This is a genomic window from Lysobacter sp. Root667 (assembly GCF_001427715.1).
Taxonomy (GTDB): domain Bacteria; phylum Pseudomonadota; class Gammaproteobacteria; order Xanthomonadales; family Xanthomonadaceae; genus Lysobacter.
In genome coordinates, this window is record NZ_LMHF01000014.1 from 181,980 (window position 1) to 205,659 (window position 23,680).

Here is a 23,680-nt window from a genome sequence, read left to right on the forward strand (position 1 = left end):
TCCCGCACATACCGGAGCCGCCGATGAAATCCCTGCTGCTGAGCCTGGCCCTGCTTTGGCCGCCGATCGCTGCCGCGGCGGCGCCAACCGCCGCGCCGACCATCGATGCCTTCGTCGCCGACTACGCCAGGAGCCACGACTTCAGCGGCACCGTGCTGATCGCGCGCGACGGCAGGACCGAGTACCTGCACAGCTTCGGTCTGGCCAACCTGCCGTTCGGCGTGCCCAACACGCCGCAGACCCGCTACAAGATCGCCTCGATCACCAAGAGCTTCACCGCGGTGCTGATCCTGCAGTTGCGCGACCAGGGCAAGCTCGATCTGGAGCGCAGCATCGACGCCTACCTGCCCGACTACCGCGGCGAGGGCGCGCATCGGATCAGCCTGCACCAGTTGCTCAACCACACTTCCGGCCTGAGCAATCTCGATACCGTCAAGGATGCCCAGACCGCGATCCGCGACGGCCTGCCGGTGTACCAGCTGCCGCACAGCAGCGACGCGCTGCTGTCGCAGTACTGCAGCGGCAAGCTCGTCGCCGAGCCGGGGCGCGCGTTCGACTACAACAACTGCGACTACATCGTGTTGGGCAAGATCATCGAGCGCGTGAGCGGGCAGAGCTACGAACAGGCGCTGCGCGAGCGCATCCTGCAGCCGCTGGGCCTGGCCGACACCGGTCTGCTGCGCCAGGGCGTCGTGGTCGAGCGATTGGCCGATACCTATTTCCAGCGCGACGACCTGGGCGCGATGGCGCCGGACCTGCCTGCGTATCCGGAAAACTGGTACGCCGCCGGTGCGATGTATTCCAGCGCGCAGGACCTGGCGACCTTCGCCGACGCGCTCTACGGCGGCCGCCTGATCGGCGCGGACTCGCTCGCGCGCATGCTGCGTCCGGGCCTGGACGATTACGGCTACGGCCTGTGGAGCTACGAGATGAAAATCGGCGGGCGCGGGCTGAAAGTGGCCAAGCGCCCCGGCCAGATCATGGGCGCGCGCACCCAGTTGCTGCGCGTGATCGAACCGCGCATCAGCGTGGTGATCCTGGGCAACGCCGGCACCGCCGATCTCGACGAATTCGTCGCGCAGATCGCGCGGCATGTCGGCGCGTCGGCGCATTGAACCGGCATCGGCCGGACGCGCGCGCGTCCGGCCTGCGGTTCGATCCCGGATTCAGACCTTGGGCTTGAGTTGGTGCAGCAGGATCGAATTGCCTTCGCTGTCCAGGCACACCGCCATGCGGCAGACCGGGCTGTGGATGATGTCGCTCTTGAAGCTCACGCCCTTGCCCTTGAGGTCGGCGATCAGGGCGTCGAGGTCTTCGACCTCCAATGCGATGGTGCCGCCGGCGGTGTCGCTGGGCGCGTCGGGGACGAAGTTGGTCAGCGCCAGGCAGCCGCCGTCCGGCAGGTCGTATTCGATCCACCAGTTATCGCCCCGGTTGCCGCTGGAGCCCGGCTTGAGGCCGAAGGTCTCTTCGTAGAACTTGCGTGCGCGCGGCACGTCGCGGATCGGGTACATGGTGAACGCGACCTTCCTGAACATGCGTGCATCTCCGGTTGGGTGAGCGACGTGCAGCGGGTTTCAACGACGGCGCAACAGCAGGCCGCCGATCAGGCAGCAGGGCAGGCCGGTGACCGCGACCAGGATCGGATACCAGCGCGGGCCGAACCCGGGACCCATGCCCCAGGTCGCGACCACGCCGGCAATGCCGAACACGGTGCCGATCAGGCCCAAGGTCCACACATGCGCCATCGGCCGGTAGGGCGCGAGGCGCGCGCTGAGATAACCGCCGAACATGGTGTAAACCGCGCGGTAGCCGAGCGCGAGCAGCCACAGGTCGGTGCTCATCGCTTGGCCCTGCGGCGGGAACACGCCGCTGGAATGCATGACCTGGTCGGTGACGGTGGACAGCGCTATCACCGCGATCAGGCCGAGCAGCACCGCGCCGATGCTGCGCCCCGGGCGCCGCTGCGGTTGCACGGAAGTTGTGGTTTGAGCGTTCATGGATTCGCCTTCGCGCCGCGCGCGATCGGGAACTGCGAGAGAGGACGCGGGCGGCAGCGGCCCGCGTGCGAGTTCGGTCCGCGCGCTCAGCCCATTGCCTGCGCAGCGCCGGCCAGGAACGCGTCGAGCTTGTCGTAACCGGCGGCGATGCCCTGTTCCATGTTGCTGGCGAGCGCGCCGTCGCGGGCCTCGCGTGAGGCGTAGACCACCGTGGTGATCAGGGTGGTCTTGCCATCGCGTTCGCTCAGCACCGCGGTACCGACGGTCTCGCCGCCGGTCCAGTCCTGGTCGAATCGCTCGGTGCGGACGATGCGTTGCGGCCGTTCGATCTCGCGGTGCATGCCGCCCTGGCCCATCTCCACGCCTTCCGGGCCGTTCCAGACGAAGCGGTAGGCGCCGCCGACGCGCAGGTCGACTTCGCACACGGCCAGGGTCCAGCCGTCGGGGCCGTGGAACCAGCGTTTGAGCAGCTCGGGTTTGGTCAGGGCGTCGAACACCAGTTCGCGCGGCGCGTCGAACGCGCGTGTGATCACGATCTCGCGTTCGCCGGGGGGCGGTGAGGCTGAGGGCGTTGTGGGCGTGCATGGGCGGGATTCCTTAGGGTTTTTTCCTGCGTGGTGTGGGTCGCTGTTCGGCCTGCATTTCGCCGAGCAGCGCGTCGAGGCGCTGATAGTTCTGTTCCCAGATCCGGCGGTAGTGCTCCAGCCAGACGTTGGCTTCGGCCAGCGGCTGCGCTTCGATCCGGCAGGGGCGGCGCTGCGCATCGCGGCCGCGGCTGATAAGGCCGGCGTGTTCGAGCACCTTGAGGTGCTTGGAGATCGCCGGCTGGCTCATGGCGAACGGCTCGGCCAGTTCGGTCACCGTGGCTTCGCCGCTGGCGAGGCGGGCGAGGATCGCCCGTCGCGTGGGATCGGCCAGGGCGGCGAAGGTGGCGTCGAGACGTTGCGGCTGCATTTTGATAACCTACAAGTTACATAACTTGTGGGTTATATATATCCAGACGAGGCCGGCGTCAAGCGCTGTTTTTGCGAATTCGATGAGAGGCGGGGGCGGCGCGGCCCGGTGGCGGCGGCCGCAGGCCGCGGCGCGACTGGCCGCTGGAACTCGCGCGGGGTCGCGGTGGCCGCTCAGGCGGCACGCGCGGATCGGCTTCGACTCAGGCCTCGCGGCGGACCGATGCGGCGCCGTGCGCACCGCGTCGGCGGGCGCTCATGCGCGCGCAGGCGCCGCGCCAGGAACCAGGCGGCGATGCCGATCGGCGGCGAGCGCGCCACGCAGGCCGGAGGTATTCGCAGCGGCTATGTTCATCGCGCCTCCGAAGCGGCGGCCGCGGCGACCGAGCCCTCGGCTTGCAGAAACTTGCAATCCGGGCTCAGCGGCGCCGCCTTGCGGCTCACGCACAGGTCGAAGCGCGCGGGCAGGCCGACGATCTCGCGGCGGCTGCCGGCGGTCATGCTGAAACGTTCGAAGGGCTCGGCGCGGCAATCGGGCCGGTTCGGCGGGCATTCGTGCGCGAACAGGGCGTAGTGGCAGCGACCGCTGTCGCTGGCGATGCACTCGAAGCGGCCGATACCGGCCCGCATGCGGCTGCGGGCATGCAGGGTGTCGTGGCCGTCGATGCTGGTTCGCGTGACCAGGGTGGTGCCGCCGGTGTCGCAGCCGAGCAGCGCGCACAGGAAATAGAGCATGGCGATCAGGTTGCGCATACAGCACCTCGGAGCGTGGGCGTACGCCGCCGGCACGCGACGCGGTCGCATGCGACGGAACTGCGGATCGGAGCCGTTTGCGGCGCGGCTCCATGTCGGACTGCTTGTGCCGGACTACATGTGCCGGAACAGCGCCATGAAGGGCTGACTCACGCTGAGCGTTTCCGGGCGCTGTTTCAGCCGCACCGTGCCGCGGCCGCTGTCGTCGCGCACGATCGCCGCGATCGCTTTCAGGTTGACGATGGTCGAACGATGGATCTGCTTGAACGCATTCGGGTCCAGCATCGACAGCAGTTCGCGGATCGGCGTGCGCAACAGCGCTTCGCCGTCGGCGGTGACTACGGTGGTGTACTTGTGGTCGGCACGGAAATAGGCGACGTCGTCGATCAGGATCAGACGGGTCTCGCGGCCGGCGCTGGCGGTGATCCAGGTCAGCGCGGGCGCTTCCGGCCGCGGCAGCTCGGCGCCGAGCCGGCGCAACAGCGCGGCCAACTCCGCCGCATCCGGGTTGTCGCCGGCACGGCTGGCCTGCAGGCGCTTGACCGTGGCGGCCAGGCGCTCGGGGGCGATCGGCTTGAGCAGGTAGTCGATCGCACCGCGCTCGAAGGCGTCGACCGCATATTGATCGTAGGCGGTGACGAACACGATGCGGGTGCGCGGACTCGCTTCGGCCGCGGCCGCCGCCACTTCCAGTCCGCTCAGTCCCGGCATGCGGATGTCGAGGAAGGCGACCTCGGGCTGGTGCGTGGCGATGGCCTCCAGCGCTTCGGCGCCGTCCTCGCATTCCACGATCACTTCCAGCTCCGGCCAGGCCTGGGCCAGCAGATCCACCAGGGCCTGACGCAACAGCGCTTCGTCTTCGGCGATGACGGCCTTAGCCATGATGTGCGTCTCGATGAAAAGCGGCGGGGACCGTGATGGTCGCGGCCACGCCGTTGGGGAAATTGGCGACCACGGCCAGCGACGCGTCGTTGCCGTAGAGCAGTCGCAAGCGCTCGCGCACGTTCTTCAGGCCGATGCCGGTGCCGCCGGGTTGGCTGCCGAAGCCTTCGCCGTCGTCGGCCACCGTGACCGCGACGTTGGCGCCGTCGCGACGGGCCAGGATCCAGACCATGCCGCCGCCGCTGCGCGGTTCCAGGCCGTGCTTGATCGCATTCTCGACCAGGGTCTGCAGCATCATCGGCGGCAGCGGCGTGGCGCGCAGGATCTCCGGCACGTCGATCTGCAGCGACAGGCGCGGGCCCATGCGGATGCGCAGGATCTCCAGGTAGGCCAGCGCACGTTCGAGTTCCTCGCCCAGCGTCGACATCGAATCCTCGGTGCGCGGCAGCGAGTGGCGCAGGTACTGGATCAGATGGCCGAGCATCTCGTCGGCGCGCGCCGGATCGCTGCGGGTCAGGTACTGCGCGCTGGCCAGGGTGTTGTAGAGGAAGTGCGGCTCGACCTGGGCGTGCAGCAGGTTGAGCTTGGCGACGGTGAGTTCCTTCTCGGTCACGGTCTGGGCGACTGCGGCCTGTTCGTTGCGGCGCCGCTCGGCGACGCGGCGGGTGATCGCTCGCGAGATCGCCTCGGCGTTCTCCAGGTTGGTGCCGTCGTCGACCCGGAACCAGTCGCTCCACGCGCCGCTTTCGGGTTCGCAGACCAGGGTGACGCTGCCGCTGCCGGCGCGCGGCGCGACCATCGCCAGGATCTGGTTGCGCGGCACGTTGAACCAGTTGAGCGGGTTGTAGCGCCCCAGCGGGCGTCGGCCGTAGGTGTCGGGGCGCCGCACCTTGGCGCGTACCTGCAGGCTGTCGCGCGCGCTTTCGATTTCTTCGCTGCGCGGCAGTTCGCGGATCGCGGCGTCGAGCAGGTCGAAGGTTTCGCCGGCTTCGAACGGCACCTCGATTTGGCGGCGCTGGCGGTTGGCCAGCGTGCCGCCGTCGATGTGCCCGGCGATCAGGCGCACCCGGCGCAGGTGCGAGAACGCACCGGTGATGACGAACGCGGTGACCACGAATCCCACCAGGAACACGGGCCAGGGATCGTTGTCGCCGTGGTAGCCGCCTTGCGGGCTGGGCAGCGCCGACCACATCAGGGCCAGGAAGAAGAACAGCAATACCCAGGCGGCAATGATGCGGGCTAGGAACAGGATGCTCTTGATCACGGGGTGGTCCGTCGGCGTTATTGCGATGAAGCATAGCGACGCGCCGCACCGGGCATAGGGGGGCGGCGACGAAACCGGGCTTGGGGCGACGAAAGCGGCCGGCGCGGGAGCCGGGCGTCCGCGGGGATGCGATGTGTTCGCTGTTTGCGGCGAGCGATCCGGCTGGAGGTCGCTGCCGTGTTCTCAGGCGTCTCGGTGCGAACCGGCCGGCGGCCGGTCGCGTCAGGGGCGTTTACTTGCCCGGGGTCACGAAGCGGTCGTTGTCCGGATCGGCGCAGTGGGCCTGGTCGTCCGCGGCGCAGGGCCACAGCGAGCGCGGGACGCTGTCGCGGACTATGAAGCGGTCGCCGGTCCAGACCAGGAAGCCGCCATGGGCCATGCCGCCGGCCTCGAAGCTGCGCTCGTCGTCGACGGGCAAGGGCTGTTCGGGATCGGATTCCACCACCCAGCGCAGCGCCGGAACCCGGTCCAGGCGGCTGTCGTCGATCGCGATGGCGTTGGCGCCCAGCGCGCGATAGCGCTGCAGGCGTTTGCCGCCCAGGGTTTTGTTCGGGTTGACCAGGGTATGCGTCACGTCCACGGGCGCTTTGCCGGCGACTATGCGGTAGGCGCGCAATCCGGAATCGACGTATTCGGCGCGCGGCTGGCCGCAGATGCGCTGCGCTTCGGCCGCCGGTTCGCTGAAGCTGGCGCCGACGATGTCGCCGCAGGCGGCGCGTACCTGCAGCAGATAGCCGGTCACGCCTGGCGTGCTGCCCTGGAACGAGCGTAGCCAGAAACCGAACTTGGGTCCGTTCTGGTCGATGACCAGATAATCCGCGGCGCCCTGGGGGCGGGCGATCTCGACCACGTAAACCTTGCCCTGCAGATAGCGCTGCCGCAGTTCGCGCGGCACCAGCACGTCGCGGGTGGGCAGCGAGAGCAGGAACTCGGCGATCGCCGCCGGCGCCGCCTGGTAGCGGCCTGCGTCGGATTGCAGTCCGCTCGCCCCGGACAGGCCCGGCAGGCGTTCGCCGGCATTGCGCGGCGCCGACACCGAGGTGCTGGCGCAACCCACCAGCAGCAGGCCGAACAGCAGGCCGAGTTTCGAACGCATGAACGCTCCTGATTCGCGCATCGGCTCAGCCCATCCGGCGCACGGGCGAGTCCTGGGTTTGCGACTGCGAGTGCGCAGGCTGGGCCAGCGCCGGTTCCTGCGCGGCGGTCTGGTTCAAGGCATCCAATCGCGCCAGGCTGGTGTGCGCCGGCGTGTTGGCGGCGACGTCGACCGACAAGGCCACGCGTTGCGCCGCAGGATCGCCCATGCGGCCCTGGACCAGGAACAGCATCTCGCCGGCGCGCAGTTGATCGGTGGCGCGGTTGGGCGCCACATGATCGACCTGGGTCAGGCCGTTGATCTTGGCCGCGTTCAACAGGCTCAGGTTGATCTCGTCGACGCGCTGCGTGTAGGGCTCGCCGAGCGCACGCACATGGCCGTCGATCTGGCCGTGCATACGGTGATCGACATGGCGCGGATCGGAAGGGTGGCGCGCTGGTTCCTGTGCGCCATTGGGCAGGCCCTCGCGCGCGGGCGGCTGTGCGCCTTCGCGCGCGGGCGGTTGCGCGGGCTCGCCCTGCGGCCGCGCCTGGCCGGCTTCGGGTTGGGTGCGCTCCTGCTGCTGGGCCGGCGCCACCGAGGTCAGCACGTATTGCCAGCGGGTCTGGTTTTCGTTGCCGCGGACGGTGGTCACGAACGCGTCGTACTCGCCGCCGCCGATGGTCTGGCAGCCCGCGGAGTCGGTGTTGTTGTTGCTGCCGCGATGGATCTTGAAAGTGTTGTTGAGGTCCTGCACGCCGCCGACGTCGCGAGCGTCGAACCAGCCGTCGGCGTTGGTGTCGCGCTGGACCCGGCCGGCGCCGTCGCGCACCGCCTCGGGGGTCGGACGCAGCGAAAACTCGGCGGGATGGTTGCGGCGCGGGTGGGTGGTCTGGAGCATCTCGGTCGTGCCCTCGCCGAGCCGGCCGAGGTCGCGCACGTCGTCGCCGTTGACGTCGTCGCCTTCGATCTTGCGCCGGGTCACGTCCTCGTAGCCGGGCGACGCTTCCAGGCGCGGCGCCTGGCGCTGGGTGTCGGCGTAGATGCGGTTGCCGTCGCTGCCGGCGTGATGATCGTACTGCGCGGTGGGTTCGGTGGTGACGCTGTTGAACTCGCGCGCGTGGCGCTCGCCGTTGGCGTCCTTCCAGACCACGGCGATGCGGTCGTCGTAGACGCCCTGGCCGTTGCGCTCGGTGGTCTGGGTTTCGTTGCGCAGGCCCAGAATGACTCGGTCCTGGCCGTTCAAGGCATCGCGCGCGGCCTGGTTGCCACGGGTGCCGATCACGCTGGCGTAGACGTCGTACTGCTGCGCCTGCGACAGCTCGCGGGTTTCGTCGGCGGTGGGGAAGCGCGGCGCCGCGGTCGCGCCGCGCAGCCGCTCCAGGGTCGGGTTGAGCGCGGTCGCGTCCTCGGCCGAGAGCGCGTCCGGCGCGCGCAGCGCGGTCAGGCGGTCCTGGGCGCGGACGGCGACATAGCGGTCCAGCGACTCCTGCACCACCACGTCCTGGTCCAGGCGCAGCGCGTCCAGGCGGGCCGCGGCTTCGCGGTTCTGGCCGCGGTTGAGCAGGGCGACGACTTCGTCGGCCGAGGCATTGATGTCGAGTTCGGGCATGGGAAAGTCCTTTTCCGATTGAGCGATGTTCGGTCGTGCTGCGTCCCTGGCGGGCCTGCGCGGCCGGTCGGCCCACGCAGGGCGGGCCGGTTGCGGCCGAGGGTAACACCGGCCCCGCGGCCGTTACACCTCGGCGGGCGGGGGCGTGCGCGGGCTGCGCCGGGACGGTGGCCCGGCGCGGCGATTCGCCGGCCGAGGGCTATGGACACAAAAAAGCCCCGCGTCGCGGGGCTCTTTCGTTACGGCGGACCGGGGCGGATCAGGCCTCGGTTTCCTCTTCCTTGTAGGCGTCGACCGGGATGCAGGCGCACATGACGTTCTTGTCGCCATAGACGTTGTCCACGCGCGCGACCGGCGGCCAGTACTTTTGCAGCTTCAGGCTGGGCAGCGGGAACGCGGCCAGCTCGCGCGGATAGGCGTGGGTCCACTCGCTGGCCGAGACCGCGGTGGCGGTGTGCGGGGCGTGCTTGAGCGGGTTGTCCTCGCGATCCAGCTTGCCTTCCTCGACCGCGCGGATTTCGTCGCGGATCTGGATCATGGCGTCGATGAAGCGGTCCAGCTCGTGCTGCGATTCGCTCTCGGTCGGCTCGACCATCAGGGTGCCGGCGACCGGGAAGCTCAGGGTCGGGGCATGGAAGCCGAAGTCGATCAGGCGCTTGGCCACGTCCTCGGCGCCGATGCCGGTGGCGTCCTTGAGCGGGCGCAGGTCGAGGATGCACTCGTGCGCGACCAGGCCGTTGCGGCCGGTGTAGAGGGTCTCGTAGTGCGGCGCCAGGCGCTTGGCGATGTAGTTGGCGTTGAGCAGCGCGACCTGGGTCGCCTTGCGCAGGCCGGATGCGCCCATCAGGGTGATGTACATCCACGAGATCGGCAGGATCGAAGCCGAGCCGAAGCTGGCCGCCGACACCATGCCGACCGCGCCTTCCGCGCCCAGGGTGCGCGGAAGGAAGGGGGCCAGGTGCGACTTGACCGCGCAGGGGCCGACGCCGGGACCGCCGCCGCCGTGCGGAATGCAGAAGGTCTTGTGCAGGTTGAGGTGCGACACGTCCGAGCCCCACTTGCCGGGCTTGGCCACTCCGACCAGGGCGTTCATGTTGGCGCCGTCGGTGTAGACCTGGCCGCCGTGGGCGTGGACGATTTCGCAGATCTCGACCACGTCCTCTTCGAACACGCCGTGTGTGGACGGGTAGGTGATCATCAGCGCGGCCAGGCGGTCGCTGTACTTCTCGGCGGCGCGGCGGATGTCCTCGACGTCGACGTTACCGTTGCTGTCGCACTTGGTGACCACCACCTGCATGCCGCACATCTGCGCCGAGGCCGGGTTGGTGCCGTGGGCGGATTCCGGGATCAGGCAGATGTCGCGGTGGCCTTCGTTGCGCGAGCGGTGGTAGGCGCGGATCGCCAGCAGGCCGGCGTATTCGCCCTGCGCGCCGGAATTGGGCTGCAGGCTGACCGCGTCGTAGCCGGTGCACTCGACCAGCATCGCTTCGAGTTCGTCGATCAGCTGCTTGTAACCGGTGGCCTGGTCGGCCGGGGCCAGCGGATGCAGGTTGCCGAACTCCGGCCAGGTCACCGGGATCATCTCGGCGGTGGCGTTGAGCTTCATGGTGCAGCTGCCCAGCGGGATCATGGTGCGATCCATCGCCAGGTCCTTGTCGGCCAGCGCGCGCATGTAGCGCAGCAGTTCGTGTTCGCTGTGGTGGGTGTTGAACACCGGGTGCTGCAGGAACGCGCTGGTGCGCACCAGGCCCGACGGCAGGGCATCGGTGGTGGTCGCGTCGAGGGCGTCGATATCGTCGATGCGGGCGCCGAACAACGCGGCCAGTCGCACGACTTCGGCGCGGGTGGTGGTTTCGTCCAGGCTGATGCCGACCCGGTTCGGGTCGCCGGAATAATTCAGGTTGATGCCTGCCGCGATCGCCTTGGCGCGCACCGCTTCGGCGTCGACGCCGACGACGTCCAGGGTGTCGAAGAAGTCCGGACCGACGGCGATGCCGGCCTGGCGCAGCGCGCCGGCCAGGATCGCGGCCAGGCGGTGGACGCGGCGTGCGATCCGGGTCAGGCCTTCGGGGCCGTGGTAGACCGCGTACATCGAGGCCATCACCGCCAGCAGCACCTGCGCAGTGCAGATGTTGGACGTCGCCTTCTCGCGGCGGATGTGCTGCTCGCGGGTCTGCAGCGTCAGGCGGTAGGCCGGCTTGCCTTCGGCGTCGATCGAGACGCCGATCAGGCGGCCCGGCATCGAGCGCTTGTAGGCGTCGCGGCAGGCCATGAAGGCCGCGTGCGGGCCGCCGAAGCCGAACGGCACGCCGAAGCGCTGGCTGTTGCCGACCACGATGTCGGCGCCCCATTCGCCGGGCGCGGCGATCAGGGTCAGGGCGAGCAGGTCGGCGGAGACCGCGACCAGGCCGCCGCGCGCGTGCACGGCGTCGGCCAGGGCCTTGTGGTCGCCGATCTGGCCACGGGTGTTGGGGTACTGCAGCAGCACGCCGAAGCTGTCGACGTTGAGCGCTTCGCCGTCGTCGCCGACCCGGATGTCGATGCCCATGGCCTCGGCGCGGGTGTGCAGCACTTCCAGCGTCTGCGGGTGCACGTCCTTGGAGACGAAGAACAGGTTGGACTTGGACTTGGCCGAGCGCTTGGCCAGGGTCATGGCCTCGGCCGCGGCGGTGGCTTCGTCGAGCAGCGAGGCGTTGGCGATCTCCATCCCGGTCAGGTCGGCGACCATGGTCTGGAAGTTGATCAGCGCTTCCATGCGGCCCTGCGAGATTTCCGCCTGGTAGGGCGTGTAGGCCGTGTACCAGGCCGGGTTCTCGAGGATGTTGCGCAGGATCACGTTCGGGGTCAGCGTGCCGTAGTAGCCCTGGCCGATGAAGCTGCGGAAGACCTGGTTCTTGTCGGCGACGGCGCGGATCTTGGCCAGCGCCTCGACTTCGGTCATCGGCGCCGACAGCGCCAGCGGCGCGGGCGACTTGATCTTGGCCGGCACGATCGCGTCGGTCAGCGCTTCCAGCGACTCGTGGCCGACGGCGCGCAGCATGTGCGCGATCTCGGCGTCGTTGGGGCCGATATGGCGTTCCAGGAAGGCGTCGTGGTGCTCGAGGTCGCGCAGGGAAGCATCGCGCAGGGAAGCATGGGTCATGGCAGGGGGCGTCCGAAGGCAGCGTGCGGTGCCGCACGCGAGGCGCCCCTCTGTCCTTTTGCCTGAGAGTTTGGAAGCGCCGCTGCATACAGGCAGCTGGGGGAGGGCATCCTGGGTAGGATCGCTCCTGTACGGCTCGCTTCGTGCCCCTTCGGCGCCGGTTCCGCCTGATCGATCCGGGCGGTCGGTCTCTCCAGAGTTTTGTACACGCGGCGGTATGGGGCCTGAGCGATTACGGGCGTTGCGCCTTCGGCAGCGGTCGGTTCCCTTGCGGGGCCGGCCGGCTTCTCCCACCGCGTGTTTCAAGCTCGGGATTATAGCCGCTTGCCGCGGCCGGGTCAGCGGCCGAGCGGTTCAGTTTGCGGCGATAGGCCGTACCATGGGGCTCCGCCGTCTGTAGGCCAGTCCATCGTCTATGCACCCGTGCCAGGTCGAAAGGATCCAGGGGGATCGACAGGCCGCATCGTCGCAACGCCAGCGCCGCCCGCAAGCGCGCCGCCGGGCATGGAGCGCGACGCCATGAGCGACGGATCGGGCGCGCCCGCGCCGAAGCGGGCGAAGCGCAAGCGCCATCGCGCCGACGGGGGCGGCGCCCAGGGCTCGTCCGCGACGGCGGCCAAACCCTCGCGGCCGCCGCTCTCTGTCGAGGCCGCGGCGGACGCGCGCCTTGCGGGCGATGCCTGGGCGATACGCGCCTGGCGTCGCCTGATCGACGAACCCAGCCTGGGCCTGAGCGTCGCCTACTTGCTGGTGTCGATGATCGGGCTGTGGGCGAACTACTGGTTCTATCGCCAGTTCGGCCTGCCGATCCTGGAGTACATGCAGGCCAGCGACTATCTGGTCGCCGGGCTGCGCGACCCGCTGTATGCGCTGGTCCTGGCTGGCTCGGTGGTGGTGTCGTGGCTGATCAGCTGGCCCGAGATCTTCCGCAAGCAACACCCGCGCCGGGTGCGCGAATACCAGCGACGCTGGTGGGGCCGCGTGGTGTTTCCGGAATCGGACGTGTTCCGCTGGACCCTCATGCGGCTGAAGCCGGAGACCGGCATCGCCATCGGGGTGTGCCTGGGCTTGGCGGGGGCGATCTGTTCCTACGTGATCGGCAAGGCCAACCTGATCCGCGACCACGGCGCCGGTCATGCGGTGCGCGTGACCTTGGCCGGCGAGGCCGCAGCGCTGCCCGGCAGTGCGCGCCTGCTCGGCACCAGCAGCGCCTACGTGTTCTTGTGGTGGCCGCAGGCGCGGCGCGCCGAAGCGGTTCCGATCGAAAGCGTCGGCCGATTGCAGGCGCTGGGGTTCGTCCGCAAGCGCGACTCCGCGCCCGCCAAGACGACGGCGCCGGCCGCCGCGACCACCGCCGAGCCTTGAATGCCGCCGCACCATCGCGACGATCGAACGACCGAACGACCGAACGACCGAACGACCGATCCGGACAAGCGCGCATGACGCCGTCGCGACGACGCGGTTGTATGCTGTCGCGATCCCCTCGATCCCGCGGATGCATCGCATGAGCGCACCCCCGTTTCAGCTGTTGCAACTCGATCACATCGTGTTGCGGGTGCGCGATCCCGAGGCCATGGTCGCGTTCTACTGCGACGTGCTCGGCTGCAGCGTGGAGCGCCGCCAGGACGAGATCGGCCTGATCCAGCTGCGCGCCGGCCAGTCGCTGATCGACCTGGTCGGCGTCGACGGCAAGCTCGGCCGCATGGGCGGCGCCGCGCCCGGGGCCGAGGGCCGCAACATGGACCACCTGTGCCTGCGCGCCGATCCCTTCGACCGCGACGCGATCCTCGCCCACCTGCACGCGCACGAGGTGCGTGTCGGCGATTTCGGTTCGCGCTACGGCGCGCAGGGCGAGGGCCCTTCGCAGTATCTGTTCGATCCGGAAGGCAACCTGGTCGAACTCAAGGGCCCGCCGGACCCGCTGCCCGCTGCGACGGCGACGAACGGATGAGCGATCCCGCGACACCGCGGCCGGCGGCCAAGCCGGCGCGCTATCTGGCGCCGCTGCTCGCCGGCCTGGCGATGTTCGGGCCGTTCTCGATCGACACCATCTTCCCGGCGTTTCCGGCGATGGGGGCCGAGTTCGGCGCCGACAAGCTGGCGATGCAGCAGACCATCAGCGTCTATCTGATCGCGTACGCGCTGATGAGCATCGTCCACGGCCCGCTGTCGGACGCGATCGGGCGCCGCCGCGTGATCATCGGCGGCCTGGTCGTCTTCACCCTGGCCTCGGTCGGCTGCGCGCTGTCGCGCGACCTGGGCACCTTGCTGATCTTCCGCGCGGTGCAGGGCCTGTCGGCCGGCGTCGGCCTGATCGTCGGACGCGCGGTGATCCGCGACGTGCTGCAGGGCGACGACGCGCAACGACTGATGAGCAACGTCTCGATGATCTTCGGCATCGCCCCGGCGATCGCGCCGATCATCGGCGGCTGGATCCTGGGCTGGAGCCATTGGCCGGCGATCTTCTGGTTCCTGGTCGCGTTTTCGGTGCTGCTGCTGATCGCGACCCTGCGCGTGCTGCCGGAAACCCATCCGCCGGCGTCGCGGCTGCCGCTGGTGCCGCGCCGCCTGCTGCGCGACTACGTCGCGATCTTCATCAACCCGCGCTTCCAGCGCCTGACCGCGGCCAGCGCCTTCAACTTCGGCGCGCTGTTCCTGTACATCTCGTCGGCGCCGGCGTTCGTGCTCGATCTGCTGGGTCTCAACGAGCGCGAGTTCGCCTGGTTCTTCGTGCCGATGATCGGCGGCATGGTCGTCGGCGCGTTCGTGTCCGGCCGCACGGCCGGCAAGGTCGGCGGCCAGCGCATGGTCCGGATCGGTTTCGCCTGCACAATCCTGGCGATGGCGCTCAACGTCGCCTACAACCTGTTCGACGCCACCCCGCAGGTGCCGTGGGCGGTGATTCCGATTTCGCTGTGTTCGTTCGGCGTGGCACTGGTGTTCCCGATCGTGACCTTGTCGATCCTGGACATGTATCCCCGCCAGCGCGGTTCGGCCTCGTCCCTGCAGGCCTTCACCGGCCTGGTGCTCAACGCACTGATCGCCGGCGTGCTGTCGCCGATGGTCAGCGGCAGCGGCGTCTCGCTGGCGATCGCCGGACTGGCGTTCGTGGTGGTGGGCTGGGCGTTCTGGCGCTGGGAAGCCGCGCGTTCGTGGCAGGCCCCGACGACCCCGGACGCGCCCGCGATCGAACCGCCGGAAACGCTCTGACGCAGGCGTCAGCGATGCTGCCGCGGCAACGGCCCGATATCGGCTGGCTCGACCTCGCCCACGCGGCGGCTTATGCATTGCGCGGCGGCGATCCCGAACGCGCCCAGGCCGCGGCCGAGGCCGGCGCCGATGCGCTCGCCGGCGACGGCCGCTGCAGCCTCATCAGCCTGTCGGTGCGCAGCGGCTTCGATCGTCTGCTCGCGACCCTGCAACTGGCGCCGGGCAGCGAGGTGCTGGTATCGGCGGTGACCATCCGCGACATGATCGCGGTAATCGAACGGCACGGCCTGAAGGCGGTGCCGGTGGACGTGGACGCCGACACGCTGAGCCTGGACGAAACCGCACTGGCCGCGGCGCTCACGCCGCGCAGCCGCATGCTGCTCGTCGCGCATCTGTTCGGCAGCCGCATGCCGCTGCAGGGCGCGCTGGCGTTCGCGCGCCGGCACGGTCTGCTGCTGGTCGAGGACGGTGCCCAGGCCTACACCGGCGACGGCTGGTTCGGCGAGGCGGGCTGCGATGTCAGCCTGCTCAGTTTCGGCCCGATCAAGACCGCGACCGCGCTCGGCGGCGCCTTGCTGCGCTTCGCCGATCCCGACCTGGGCGAGCGCGTGCGCGCGGCGCAGGCGGGCCTGCCGTTGCAGCCGACCCTCGCATTCGCGCAGCGGGTCGGCAAGTACGCGCTGCTCAAGGCCTTGACCGGTCGCATCACCTACCGCCTGTTTTACCGCGCCTGCCGTGCGTTCGGCGTCGACCACGACGCCCTGATCAATCGTTCGGTGCGCGGCTTCGCCGGTGGCGAGCTGTTCCAGCGCATCCGCCACCGGCCGTGCGCGGCGCAGTCGCGGTTGTTGCTGCGGCGCCTGCGCGCTTACCCGCCGGCGCGCGCGGCGGCACGCACGCAGCGCGGCGAGCGGCTGCTGGCGGCGCTGCCGCTAGCGCGGCCCGGGCGCGCGGCGACCGGCTCGGCGCATTGGGTGCTGCCGGTACTCAGCGAAGACCCGCCGCGGCTGATCGCCGGCCTGCTCGCGCGCGGCTTCGACGCGACTTGCGGCGCGTCCAGCCTGTACCCGGTGCCCGGCGATGCGCAGCCGGGCGCGGGCGACCTGCGCCGCTGCATGGCCGCGGTCGTGTACCTGCCCGCGCCGGAGGGCGAGCGCGATCTGCTGCGTCTGACCGAGGCCGTGCGCGCGACCGTGGCCGGCGCCCGACCGGCATGAGCCGCGGCCCGGACGCCGGTACGGACGCGTTCAAACGGGCCGCGTCCGGGGACGCTAGACTTCGCCCCGACGAGTGACGGCATGACGGAACGGCATGGCAGTAGGCAGGGATAGAAACCCAGCGCGGATACGACCGCAGGCGCGCACGATCCGGCGCATGGGCCTGGTATTGGCCTTGGCCTGGGCGGCCGCCGCGCCGGCGCGCGATATCGACGTGCGCCATTACGTCGCCCGGATCGAACCCGATCTCAAGACCCGCAGCGTCAAGGGCGAGGTCTCGGTGCGCTTCGTCGCCACGGTGGATTCCACCGACCTGATCGTGCTCGACCGCGACGGCCTGGACATCGACCGGGTGCGCGAGGGCGAGCGTTCGCTGTCCTTCGACCAGACCGGGCGCGTGCTCAAGATCCGGCTGTCGCGGCCGGCGTTGCGCGGGCAGCTGCGCGAGGTCACGGTCAACTACCACGGTACGCCCAAGTTCGGCCTGCAGTTCCATCCCGAGCGGCGCCAGGTCTACACCCTGTTCTCGACCGCGCAATGGCTGGTCGGTATCGACGCGCCCGACGAGCGCGCGACCCTGGACCTGAGCGTGGCCCTGCCGACCGGACTCAAGGCGGTCGGCAACGGCTATCTGGTCGGCCGCCGCAGCCTGGGCAACGGCCTCGAACTGCACCGCTGGCGCCAGACCGTGCCGATGCCGGCCTACACCTACGGTTTCGCCGCCGGCCCGTTCGAAGAAGCCAGCGACCGCGGCAGCCGCGTGCGCCTGCGCTACCTCGGCGCCGGTTACAGCCAAAGCGAGCTGCGCCGGGTCTTCGCCGACAGCGGCGACATGCTGCGCTACTTCGAACGCCGCGCCGGCGTGCCGTATCCGGGCGGCGTCTACACCCAGGCGCTGGTCGCGCGCACGATCGGCCAGGAACTCGCCGGCTTCTCGCTGATGTCGGAAGACTACGGCCGCGGCGTGCTCGCCGACCGTCGCGACGAATCGCTGATCGCGCACGAGGCCGCGCACCAGTGGTGGGGCAACCTGGTCACCTGCCGCGACTGGGGCCACTTCTGGCTCAACGAGGGCTTCGCCAACTTCCTCGCCGCCAGCTATATGGAGCAGCGCTTCGGCCGCGAGGACTACCTCAAGCAGGTCGAGGGCTGGAAGCGCCGCTACGAGAAGCTCAAGGAAACCGGCAAGGACAAGCCGCTGGTGTTCCCGGACTGGGACAAGCCCAGCGGCGACGATCGCGCCGTGGTCTACCAGAAGGGCGCCTACGTGCTGCACCTGCTGCGTGAGGAGCTCGGCGACGAGCTGTTCTGGCATGGCCTGCGCGAGTACACCCGTGCCCACCGCGGTACCGCCGTGGTCACCCAGGATTTCCAGCGCTCGATGGAACAGGCCAGCGGCCGCGACCTGTCGGCGTTCTTCGCGACCTGGGTTTATCCGGCCGCGCCCGCGCGCTGACGCCGCAGGTAGTAGTGCAGCGGCAGGCCGGCGGCGACCAGCGCCGCGCCCCATAGCAGGGCCTGCGCGCCGATGCCGAACAGGGCGTACAGGCTGTAGAGCAGCGCCGCGGCCGCGACCGCGCGGCTGCGGCCCTGGCCGCGCAGCGCCCAGGCCGCGCTGCCGGCCACGTAGGGCAGCAGCGTTGCGGCGGTCGACAGCAGGATCGAGAAGGTGAACAGCTGCACCAGCGAACGGCTGTAGTTCGACAGCACCAGCGCCGAGGCCAGCGCGCTGCCGATCAGCACGCCCGCCACCGGCGTGCCGCGCGCATCGACGCGCGCGAACACCTGCGGGAACAGGCCGTCGCGCGCGGCCGCCAGCGGCAACTGCGCCGACAACAGTACCCAGCCGTTGAGCGCGCCGAAGCAGGACACCGCGGCCACCAGCGCCAACGCGATCCCGGCCTGCGGCCCCCACAAGGCGCGCGCGGCGTCGGCCATGGGGGCCTGCGACGTCTGCAGGACCGGCGCCGGCAGCACGCCGAGCACGGCGGTGCAGGCCAGGATGGTCGCCGCACCCGCGATCAGGGTGCCGAGCAGGGTCGCACGCGGCACCGTGGTCGCGGCGTCGCGCACCGCGCCGGCCGGCACGGTCGCCGCTTCCAGGCCGAGGAAGGCCCACAGCGTCAGCGCGGCGGTCGCGTGCGCGACCTGCGGCAGGGATTCGCCGCTGGGATTGAACGCCGCCGCCGCGTGTGTATCGGCGGCGTGTGTATCGGCGAACCACAGCGCGACCCCGCCGAACAGCAGCAGCGGCAACAGCTTCAGCGCGGTGGTCAGCAGTTGCATGCGGCCGGCCTCGCGGATGCCGGCCAGGTTGACCGCGCTGCAGATCCACAGCGCCGCGAGCGCGCAGGCCGCGGCGCGCGCCGGAGTCGCGGTCGCCGCCGGAAACACCGCGCCCAGGCTGCCGGCGAAGGCGACCGCGATCGCGGCGTTGGCGCACCAGATCGAGATCCAGTAACTCCAGGCGATCACGAAACCGGGCGTGTCGCCGAAGGCCCGGCGGGCGTAGACATAGGGGCCGCCGCTATGCGGCCAGCGCGCCGACAGACGCGCGAAGGTCAGCGCCAGCAGTAATGCGCCGCACAGGGTGATCGCCCAGCCGATCAGAGTCGCCGAGCCGTAGGGCGCGAGCGCCGACGGCAGCAGGAATACGCCGCTGCCGATCATGCTGCCGGTAACCAGCGCGGTGGCCGACCACATACCGAGCGGTCGGCCCTGGGCGCTCATGCGCCGTTCGCGTCGGCGGCGTCGCGATAGGTCGCGCGCAGCAGTTCTTGAAAGTGGTGGACCGCGTTCTCGCGCAACGGGTTCAGGCGTCCGGCGACGTAGCTGCCCGAGGCCAGTCCGCGTTGTACGTCCTCGCAGATGGTCAGGTCTTCGAGCTGCACTTCGTCGCTGAAGGCGAGGTCGGCGTCGCGGCGTGCGCGCGCTTCGCCTGAATCGTCGCGGGTGTAGTAGAAGTCGAACACCACCCTGCAGCGATCCACGCCGACCGGCACCACCCGATTGGTCTGCAGCCGCCCCGGCAGGATGTTGAGCATGGTGTTCGGCCACAGCCAGTAGTACAGCGCGTCGCCGTCGCCGTAGAGGCCGTCGCCGCTTTCCAGCGGGCTCCATTGGTAGGAATACCAGCGCGCGGTCTCGGTGACGTAGCTGCGGTAGTCGAGCAGGCGGTTAAGGCCCGGGTGGATATGCGGGACGTGGTAGCCCTCCAGGTAGTTGTCGATGTAGACCTTCCAGTTGCAGGCCACGTCGTAACTTACCCGGCGGTGATGGCCGTAGCCGGCCAGGCCGCGGCCGGCGCCGATGCGCGCGTCGATGTCCTGCACGAGTTCGTCGAAACCCATCGCCGGCTCGCCGACGCAGGCGAACACCATGCCCTGCCAGACCTGCACGCGCAGCTGCGGCAGGCGTATGTCGGCAGGGGCGAAGTCCGGTGCCTGGCCCATCTCAGGAGCCGAGCGCAGCACGCCGTCCAGGCCGTAGGTCCAGCCGTGGTAGCGGCAGCGCAGCGCGCGCGCGGCCAGGCCGTCGCAGCTCGCGATCGGACCGGCGCGGTGGCGGCAGACGTTGTGCAGCACGCGGATGTCGCCGTCCTCGCCGCGAACAGCGAGCACCGGCAGTCCGGCGAAGTCGGCGACGACGTGGTCGCCCGGGTTCTGCAACTGGCAGACGTGCGCGATCAGCTGCCAGCCGCGATCGAAGATCAGGCGCCGGTCCAGCGCGGCCATGCCCGGGTCGGTGTAGTAATGCGCGGGCAGGGCGGTGGCGTGCTGCAGCGGTTGCGGCGCCAAGTCGACGGCGGGGGTGGGGCGCGTGCTCATGACCGCAGTATTGCGCCGCCGGCGCGCGCTTCGCAAAGGGGGCAGGCAAGCGGCCGACGCGGTTGCGCCGGCCGCTTGCGGACTTGCGTGGTGCCGAACGTCGGGCTTAGCCGCAGCAATAGCACTGCAGGGGCTGGCCCGGGCCGCCGGGACCGAGGTCGCCGCCGAAACCCTGGCATTCCTGGCGACAGGCCCAGGCGCTGCAGGCTTCGCTCTCGGCCTGTACGCCGGCGCCGTCGCCGGCGACGACCTGGAAGGCGCCGAAGCTCATCGCGGTGGAGAACAGCAAGGCAGCCAGGGCGATGCGCACACTGCGTGTCCGATGCTTCATCTCAACTCTCCTTGGTGGTGGGGCCCGCTGGCGACGCTTCCTTGCGCCGTACCGCGGTCAGTACACCGTTGACGCCTTCCTTGGTATTGATCTCGCCCACGCGCGCGTAGCGCACGCGGCCGTCGCGGCCGATCACCAGCAGCAGCGGCACGTTGCGCGCGCGGAACAGCATCGCGCTGCGCCGGTCCTGGCTGGCGATCACCGGAAACGCGAAGCCGTGCTCGCGCGCGTAGGCGCCTGCGGCGGCGGCCGGGTCCAGGGCCACGCCGATCATCTCGGCGCGGCCGCCGGAGGCGGCGGCGAGCTGGCCCGCGATCGCCTTCACCAGCGGTGCCGAAGCGCGGCAGTGCGGGCAGCCGGTGGTGAAGAAGTAGAGCACCTGATAGTCGCCGGCGGGCTGGCCGAGGGTACGGCTGGCGCCGTCCAGCGAGGCCATCGCGATGCGCGGCACGTACATGCCGATGTAGGGCTGGGTCGCGCGTTGCGACAACCAGCGTTGATTCTCGCGGGCCTGATGCAGTTGCCAGCCCAGGGCGACGACCAGCGCACTGGCCAGCGCGAGCGCGGCGATCAGCAAGGGCACGGTCCAGCGCGAGACGACCCGGCTATCCGTAGGCGTGGGGTTCGACATGTCGGCGACCGTAGCAGCGCGCGCCGACGCATAACTTGACGAGGCTCACATCGAGGCGATGCGGATTGCGACGTTGTTCGCGCTTGCCCTGGTCAATCGTCGGAACGCTTTAGCGATGTTCGAAGTCTGCCGTGGATGGCGATGCCGTCGCGGCGATCGCATGTTGCGCGGCTTCGGTATCGGACGACTGCGGAAGCAATGCGAATCGTGATTCGTCGTCGCACGGGGCTGCGCAATCGCGACTCACGTCGCTCCCACATAAGGTCGGGACCCGCGCGAGCATCGCTTCCTCAGGATGTCGTTACCCGAAAATACGAAAGGCCGGCATGCGCCGGCCTTTCGAGGCGTTGCGACGTAGCGGCGGGGCGATCAGCCCTTGCCGCCGGCCGGCTTGTTTGCGGGCTTGGCCGCGGCGACCTTGCCGTCGGCCTGCCAGCCGCAGGTCTTGCCTTCGTTCTGCTGCTTCAGCCAGGTCTGCAGCGGGGCGAAGTATTCCAGCACCGCCGAGGCGTCCATCTTCTCGCCGCCGGTGAGTTCCTTCAGCGTCTTCTGCCAGGGCTGGCTCTGGCCCTTGCTCAGCATGGCTTGGAACTTCGCGCCGGCTGCCTTGTTGCCGTAGAAGCTGCATTCGTACAGCGGGCCCTTGTAGCCCGACGCGTCGCACAGCGCCTTGTAGAACTGGAACTGCAGCACGTGCGAGAGGAAGTAGCGCGTGTACGGGGTGTTGCCCGGCACGTGGTACTTGGCGCCGGCGTCGAAGAACTCTTCGCCGCGCGCGGTCGCCGGGGCCACGCCCTGGTACTTCGCCTTCAGGTCCCACCAGGCCTTGTTGTAGTCGCCCGGCTTGATCGAGCCGTCGAACACGCCCCAGCGCCAGCGGTCGATCATCAGGCCGAACGGCAGGAACGAGACCTTGGCCAGGGCCATGCGCATCTGCGCGTTGATCAGCGCCTCATTGCTCTGCTGCTGATCGCCGACCAGGCCGATCGACTGCAAATACTTGGGCGTCATCGCCAGCACGATGGTGTCGCCGATGGCCTCGTGGAAGCCGTCGTGCGCGCCGCCCTGGAACAGCGGCGGCTGCTTGTTGTAGGCCATGTAGTAATAGACGTGGCCGAGTTCGTGATAGATCGTGGTGAAGTCTTCTTCGTTGGCCTTGATGCACATCTTGGTGCGCACGTCGCCGGCCATGTTCATGTCCCAGGCGCTGGCGTGGCAGACCACGTCGCGGTCGCGCGGCTTGATGAACTGGGTCTTGCTCCAATAGGTCTCGGGCAGCTTGGGCATGCCCAGCGAGACGTAGAAGTCCTGCGCGCGTTCGGTCATCTCGCGCGCGGTCGCGAGCTGGGCGTCGACCTGCAGCTGCGCCTGCTCCTCGGGCTCGCGCGAGTCCGGGTTCTTGGCCATCTGTGCATCGAACTGCTCCTGGTACTGCGCGGCCAGCGCAGCGGTGACGTCCAGGCTGCCGGCGTTCTTGTACGGCGCCAGCACGTCCCACAGGTTGCCCCAGTCCTGCTGCCACATGTTGCCCATCAGGTGCGCGGGCAGCATGTTGCCGGCGACATGGCCCTTGTCGGTGCCGTAGGTAGCTTCGAGCTTGGTGCGGGTGTAGCAGTGCAGCTGCTCGTACAGCGGCTTGACCTGGCCCCACAGGCGATCGGTCTCGGCCGCGATCTCGGCCGGGCTCATGTCGTAGCCCGAGCGCCACATCTCGCCGGTGTCGGCGTAGCCCATGTCGCGCGCGCCTTCATTGACCAGCTCGACGAAGCGGGTGTAGTCCTTGCGCATCGGCTGGGCGATGGTGTGCCAGCCTTGCCAGGCGTCGAGCTGGGCGTCGTAGTCGCGGCTGCTGCGCAGCACGTCTTCGAGGTCGCCGAGCTGGCGGCAGGTCTCGGCGTCGCCTTCGCCGGTGCAGTACTTGCCGGCGCCGTACATGCCGTCCATCTTGGTCGCGATCCTGGTCAGCTCGGCGAGCTTGGCCGGATCCTTCGGCGCCGGCATCGCGGTCAGCAGCTTGAGCAGCTGGATCGAACGCGCGGTGTCGGGCGTCATCTGCTGGCCTTCGAAGCGCTTGGACTGCTCGATCCAGCTGTTGAGCTGGGTCAGCCAACGTTCGTTGCTCTTGGCCGCGATCATGGCGCTGTCGTCGTTGATGAAGGTGTTCGACAGCCACTGCGCCGAACTCATCTCCGGATACATCGCCTTGTACTCGGCGTTGACGCGGGCGATGAACTGGTCGGCGGTCTCGCCCTTGGGCACGGTGGTCGGCGCGGTGCCGGTGGTGGTCGGGGTCGGTTCTTTCTTGCAACCGGCCAGGCCGATCACGGCGGCGGTAATGCTGAGCGCGAGCAGGGCGCGTAAGGGTTTCATAGGGTGTTCTCTCCGGGACGAATTACGCCGCGCCGGGCGCGGGGTGCCCCGAGGCTAGAGGCCCGTCCGGTGCCGCGCAAGGCCGGAAAGGCCCGTATGCCGGTGGATGTCCGGCCTGTGCGGCGGTTCCGCTGCGGCTCTTGCCGGCACCTGCCGCGCGGCTGTGCGCAAGTTGCCGGGCGCCTGGTCCGGTCGCGGCCTTCCGCGCGGGTTCGCGCAATTTCGCGCAGGACCCGCTGCCAACGGGCAATTGGATAACGCAATGGGTGACGCATAGCGGCAACAGCCGTGCCAACTCCGTACAGCTGGCGTTCATGTTTCCGTGAAGGTTACATGAACCTTGCCTGCAGATTGCCGCTAATTTGGCGGCTACATGCGGTCTAAAGCTGTTAACTACCGGTAAATGCGATACC

The 23,680-nt window shown here is 69.4% G+C and carries 21 protein-coding genes and 1 riboswitch; of the genes, 6 read left to right on the forward strand and 15 right to left on the reverse strand.

Going from position 1 to position 23,680, the window contains the following annotated elements; translation table 11 throughout:
• Window positions 1-23 precede the first annotated feature (23 nt).
• Window positions 24-1,115: a serine hydrolase domain-containing protein gene (locus ASD78_RS16240; protein WP_056103314.1), complete on the forward strand. Its 1,092-nt coding sequence runs from the start codon at window positions 24-26 to the stop codon at window positions 1,113-1,115.
• Window positions 1,116-1,166: 51 nt separating this feature from the next.
• Here the strand turns inward: ASD78_RS16240 and ASD78_RS16245 are convergent, their stop codons facing one another.
• From ASD78_RS16245 to gcvP, 10 genes are all read right to left on the reverse strand, one after another.
• Complete coding sequence (locus ASD78_RS16245) at window positions 1,167-1,538, reverse strand: VOC family protein (protein WP_056103317.1); 372 nt, start codon at window positions 1,536-1,538, stop codon at window positions 1,167-1,169.
• A gap of 39 nt (window positions 1,539-1,577) precedes the next feature.
• Complete coding sequence (locus tag ASD78_RS16250; RefSeq protein WP_056103320.1) at window positions 1,578-2,000, reverse strand: hypothetical protein; 423 nt, start codon at window positions 1,998-2,000, stop codon at window positions 1,578-1,580.
• Between the two features lie 86 nt (window positions 2,001-2,086).
• Complete coding sequence (locus ASD78_RS16255) at window positions 2,087-2,533, reverse strand: SRPBCC family protein (RefSeq protein WP_200944243.1); 447 nt, start codon at window positions 2,531-2,533, stop codon at window positions 2,087-2,089.
• A 64-nt stretch (window positions 2,534-2,597) separates the two neighbouring features.
• Window positions 2,598-2,954, reverse strand: coding sequence for a metalloregulator ArsR/SmtB family transcription factor (locus ASD78_RS16260; RefSeq protein WP_055901038.1), 357 nt, complete (start codon window positions 2,952-2,954; stop codon window positions 2,598-2,600).
• A 350-nt stretch (window positions 2,955-3,304) separates the two neighbouring features.
• Entirely contained in the window at window positions 3,305-3,706 is a 402-nt protein-coding gene (locus tag ASD78_RS16265) for a hypothetical protein (protein ID WP_056103322.1), read from the reverse strand.
• Between the two features lie 114 nt (window positions 3,707-3,820).
• Entirely contained in the window at window positions 3,821-4,588 is a 768-nt protein-coding gene (locus tag ASD78_RS16270) for a LytTR family DNA-binding domain-containing protein (RefSeq protein ID WP_056103326.1), read from the reverse strand.
• The gene (locus tag ASD78_RS16275; RefSeq protein WP_235566522.1) at window positions 4,581-5,852 is read right to left on the reverse strand and encodes a histidine kinase; all 1,272 of its coding nucleotides are present in this window, start codon (window positions 5,850-5,852) and stop codon (window positions 4,581-4,583) included. Before ASD78_RS16275 ends, ASD78_RS16270 begins: the two co-directional genes overlap by 8 nt.
• Window positions 5,853-6,084: 232 nt before the next feature.
• Complete coding sequence (locus ASD78_RS16280) at window positions 6,085-6,948, reverse strand: hypothetical protein (RefSeq protein ID WP_056103330.1); 864 nt, start codon at window positions 6,946-6,948, stop codon at window positions 6,085-6,087.
• A 25-nt stretch (window positions 6,949-6,973) separates the two neighbouring features.
• On the reverse strand, window positions 6,974-8,539 hold the full coding sequence (locus tag ASD78_RS16285) for an XVIPCD domain-containing protein (protein ID WP_056103333.1): 1,566 nt from the start codon (window positions 8,537-8,539) through the stop codon (window positions 6,974-6,976).
• A gap of 259 nt (window positions 8,540-8,798) precedes the next feature.
• Window positions 8,799-11,681: an aminomethyl-transferring glycine dehydrogenase gene (gcvP, locus tag ASD78_RS16290; protein ID WP_056103337.1), complete on the reverse strand. Its 2,883-nt coding sequence runs from the start codon at window positions 11,679-11,681 to the stop codon at window positions 8,799-8,801.
• Window positions 11,682-11,721: 40 nt separating this feature from the next.
• A riboswitch (glycine riboswitch) is annotated at window positions 11,722-11,888 on the reverse strand.
• 312 nt (window positions 11,889-12,200) lie between these two features.
• On the opposite strand from gcvP, the gene ASD78_RS16295 reads away from it, so the two are divergent.
• The 5 genes from ASD78_RS16295 to ASD78_RS16315 all read left to right on the forward strand — a co-directional run bounded on the left by ASD78_RS16295 (window position 12,201) and on the right by ASD78_RS16315 (window position 17,564).
• Window positions 12,201-13,046, forward strand: a complete 846-nt coding sequence (locus tag ASD78_RS16295; RefSeq protein ID WP_156087830.1) for a hypothetical protein — start codon at window positions 12,201-12,203, stop codon at window positions 13,044-13,046.
• Between the two features lie 139 nt (window positions 13,047-13,185).
• A complete protein-coding gene (locus ASD78_RS16300; RefSeq protein WP_055901529.1) occupies window positions 13,186-13,632 on the forward strand; it encodes a VOC family protein in 447 nt (148 codons plus the stop codon).
• Window positions 13,629-14,891 (forward strand): multidrug effflux MFS transporter, encoded by a 1,263-nt coding sequence (locus tag ASD78_RS16305; RefSeq protein ID WP_055901017.1) that lies wholly within the window; start codon window positions 13,629-13,631, stop codon window positions 14,889-14,891. Before ASD78_RS16300 ends, ASD78_RS16305 begins: the two co-directional genes overlap by 4 nt.
• 14 nt (window positions 14,892-14,905) lie before the next feature.
• Window positions 14,906-16,108 (forward strand): DegT/DnrJ/EryC1/StrS family aminotransferase, encoded by a 1,203-nt coding sequence (locus ASD78_RS16310; RefSeq protein WP_056103342.1) that lies wholly within the window; start codon window positions 14,906-14,908, stop codon window positions 16,106-16,108.
• 157 nt (window positions 16,109-16,265) lie between these two features.
• Complete coding sequence (locus tag ASD78_RS16315) at window positions 16,266-17,564, forward strand: M1 family metallopeptidase (protein WP_056103345.1); 1,299 nt, start codon at window positions 16,266-16,268, stop codon at window positions 17,562-17,564.
• Here the strand turns inward: ASD78_RS16315 and ASD78_RS16320 are convergent.
• The 5 genes from ASD78_RS16320 to ASD78_RS16340 all read right to left on the reverse strand — a co-directional run bounded on the left by ASD78_RS16320 (window position 17,540) and on the right by ASD78_RS16340 (window position 23,267).
• On the reverse strand, window positions 17,540-18,838 hold the full coding sequence (locus ASD78_RS16320; protein WP_056103348.1) for an amino acid permease: 1,299 nt from the start codon (window positions 18,836-18,838) through the stop codon (window positions 17,540-17,542). The two genes, ASD78_RS16315 and ASD78_RS16320, sit on opposite strands and share 25 nt — an antisense overlap.
• On the reverse strand, window positions 18,835-19,935 hold the full coding sequence (locus tag ASD78_RS16325) for an aromatic ring-hydroxylating dioxygenase subunit alpha (RefSeq protein ID WP_056103351.1): 1,101 nt from the start codon (window positions 19,933-19,935) through the stop codon (window positions 18,835-18,837). Before ASD78_RS16325 ends, ASD78_RS16320 begins: the two co-directional genes overlap by 4 nt.
• A 106-nt stretch (window positions 19,936-20,041) precedes the next feature.
• Window positions 20,042-20,266 carry a hypothetical protein gene (locus ASD78_RS16330; protein WP_055901004.1) on the reverse strand — a complete coding sequence of 75 codons (225 nt, stop codon included), beginning with the start codon at window positions 20,264-20,266 and terminating at the stop codon, window positions 20,042-20,044.
• Window position 20,267: 1 nt separating this feature from the next.
• Window positions 20,268-20,897: a TlpA disulfide reductase family protein gene (locus tag ASD78_RS16335; protein ID WP_082559563.1), complete on the reverse strand. Its 630-nt coding sequence runs from the start codon at window positions 20,895-20,897 to the stop codon at window positions 20,268-20,270.
• Window positions 20,898-21,266: 369 nt separating this feature from the next.
• A complete protein-coding gene (locus ASD78_RS16340) occupies window positions 21,267-23,267 on the reverse strand; it encodes a M2 family metallopeptidase (RefSeq protein ID WP_055900998.1) in 2,001 nt (666 codons plus the stop codon).
• Between the last annotated feature and the right edge of the window lie 413 nt (window positions 23,268-23,680).

Bases quoted from the DNA above. Each gene is read 5' to 3' on its own strand.
- ASD78_RS16240 (WP_056103314.1), top strand. From the start codon at position 24: ATGAAATCCCTGCTGCTGAGCCTGGCCCTGCTTTGGCCGCCGATCGCT.
- ASD78_RS16245 (WP_056103317.1), bottom strand. From the start codon at position 1,538: ATGTTCAGGAAGGTCGCGTTCACCATGTACCCGATCCGCGACGTGCCG.
- ASD78_RS16250 (WP_056103320.1), bottom strand. From the start codon at position 2,000: ATGAACGCTCAAACCACAACTTCCGTGCAACCGCAGCGGCGCCCGGGG.
- ASD78_RS16260 (WP_055901038.1), bottom strand. From the start codon at position 2,954: ATGCAGCCGCAACGTCTCGACGCCACCTTCGCCGCCCTGGCCGATCCC.
- ASD78_RS16265 (WP_056103322.1), bottom strand. From the start codon at position 3,706: ATGCGCAACCTGATCGCCATGCTCTATTTCCTGTGCGCGCTGCTCGGC.
- ASD78_RS16270 (WP_056103326.1), bottom strand. From the start codon at position 4,588: ATGGCTAAGGCCGTCATCGCCGAAGACGAAGCGCTGTTGCGTCAGGCC.
- ASD78_RS16280 (WP_056103330.1), bottom strand. From the start codon at position 6,948: ATGCGTTCGAAACTCGGCCTGCTGTTCGGCCTGCTGCTGGTGGGTTGC.
- ASD78_RS16285 (WP_056103333.1), bottom strand. From the start codon at position 8,539: ATGCCCGAACTCGACATCAATGCCTCGGCCGACGAAGTCGTCGCCCTG.
- gcvP (WP_056103337.1), bottom strand. From the start codon at position 11,681: ATGACCCATGCTTCCCTGCGCGATGCTTCCCTGCGCGACCTCGAGCAC.
- ASD78_RS16295 (WP_156087830.1), top strand. From the start codon at position 12,201: ATGAGCGACGGATCGGGCGCGCCCGCGCCGAAGCGGGCGAAGCGCAAG.
- ASD78_RS16300 (WP_055901529.1), top strand. From the start codon at position 13,186: ATGAGCGCACCCCCGTTTCAGCTGTTGCAACTCGATCACATCGTGTTG.
- ASD78_RS16305 (WP_055901017.1), top strand. From the start codon at position 13,629: ATGAGCGATCCCGCGACACCGCGGCCGGCGGCCAAGCCGGCGCGCTAT.
- ASD78_RS16310 (WP_056103342.1), top strand. From the start codon at position 14,906: ATGCTGCCGCGGCAACGGCCCGATATCGGCTGGCTCGACCTCGCCCAC.
- ASD78_RS16315 (WP_056103345.1), top strand. From the start codon at position 16,266: ATGGGCCTGGTATTGGCCTTGGCCTGGGCGGCCGCCGCGCCGGCGCGC.
- ASD78_RS16320 (WP_056103348.1), bottom strand. From the start codon at position 18,838: ATGAGCGCCCAGGGCCGACCGCTCGGTATGTGGTCGGCCACCGCGCTG.
- ASD78_RS16325 (WP_056103351.1), bottom strand. From the start codon at position 19,935: ATGAGCACGCGCCCCACCCCCGCCGTCGACTTGGCGCCGCAACCGCTG.
- ASD78_RS16330 (WP_055901004.1), bottom strand. From the start codon at position 20,266: ATGAAGCATCGGACACGCAGTGTGCGCATCGCCCTGGCTGCCTTGCTG.
- ASD78_RS16335 (WP_082559563.1), bottom strand. From the start codon at position 20,897: ATGTCGAACCCCACGCCTACGGATAGCCGGGTCGTCTCGCGCTGGACC.
- ASD78_RS16340 (WP_055900998.1), bottom strand. From the start codon at position 23,267: ATGAAACCCTTACGCGCCCTGCTCGCGCTCAGCATTACCGCCGCCGTG.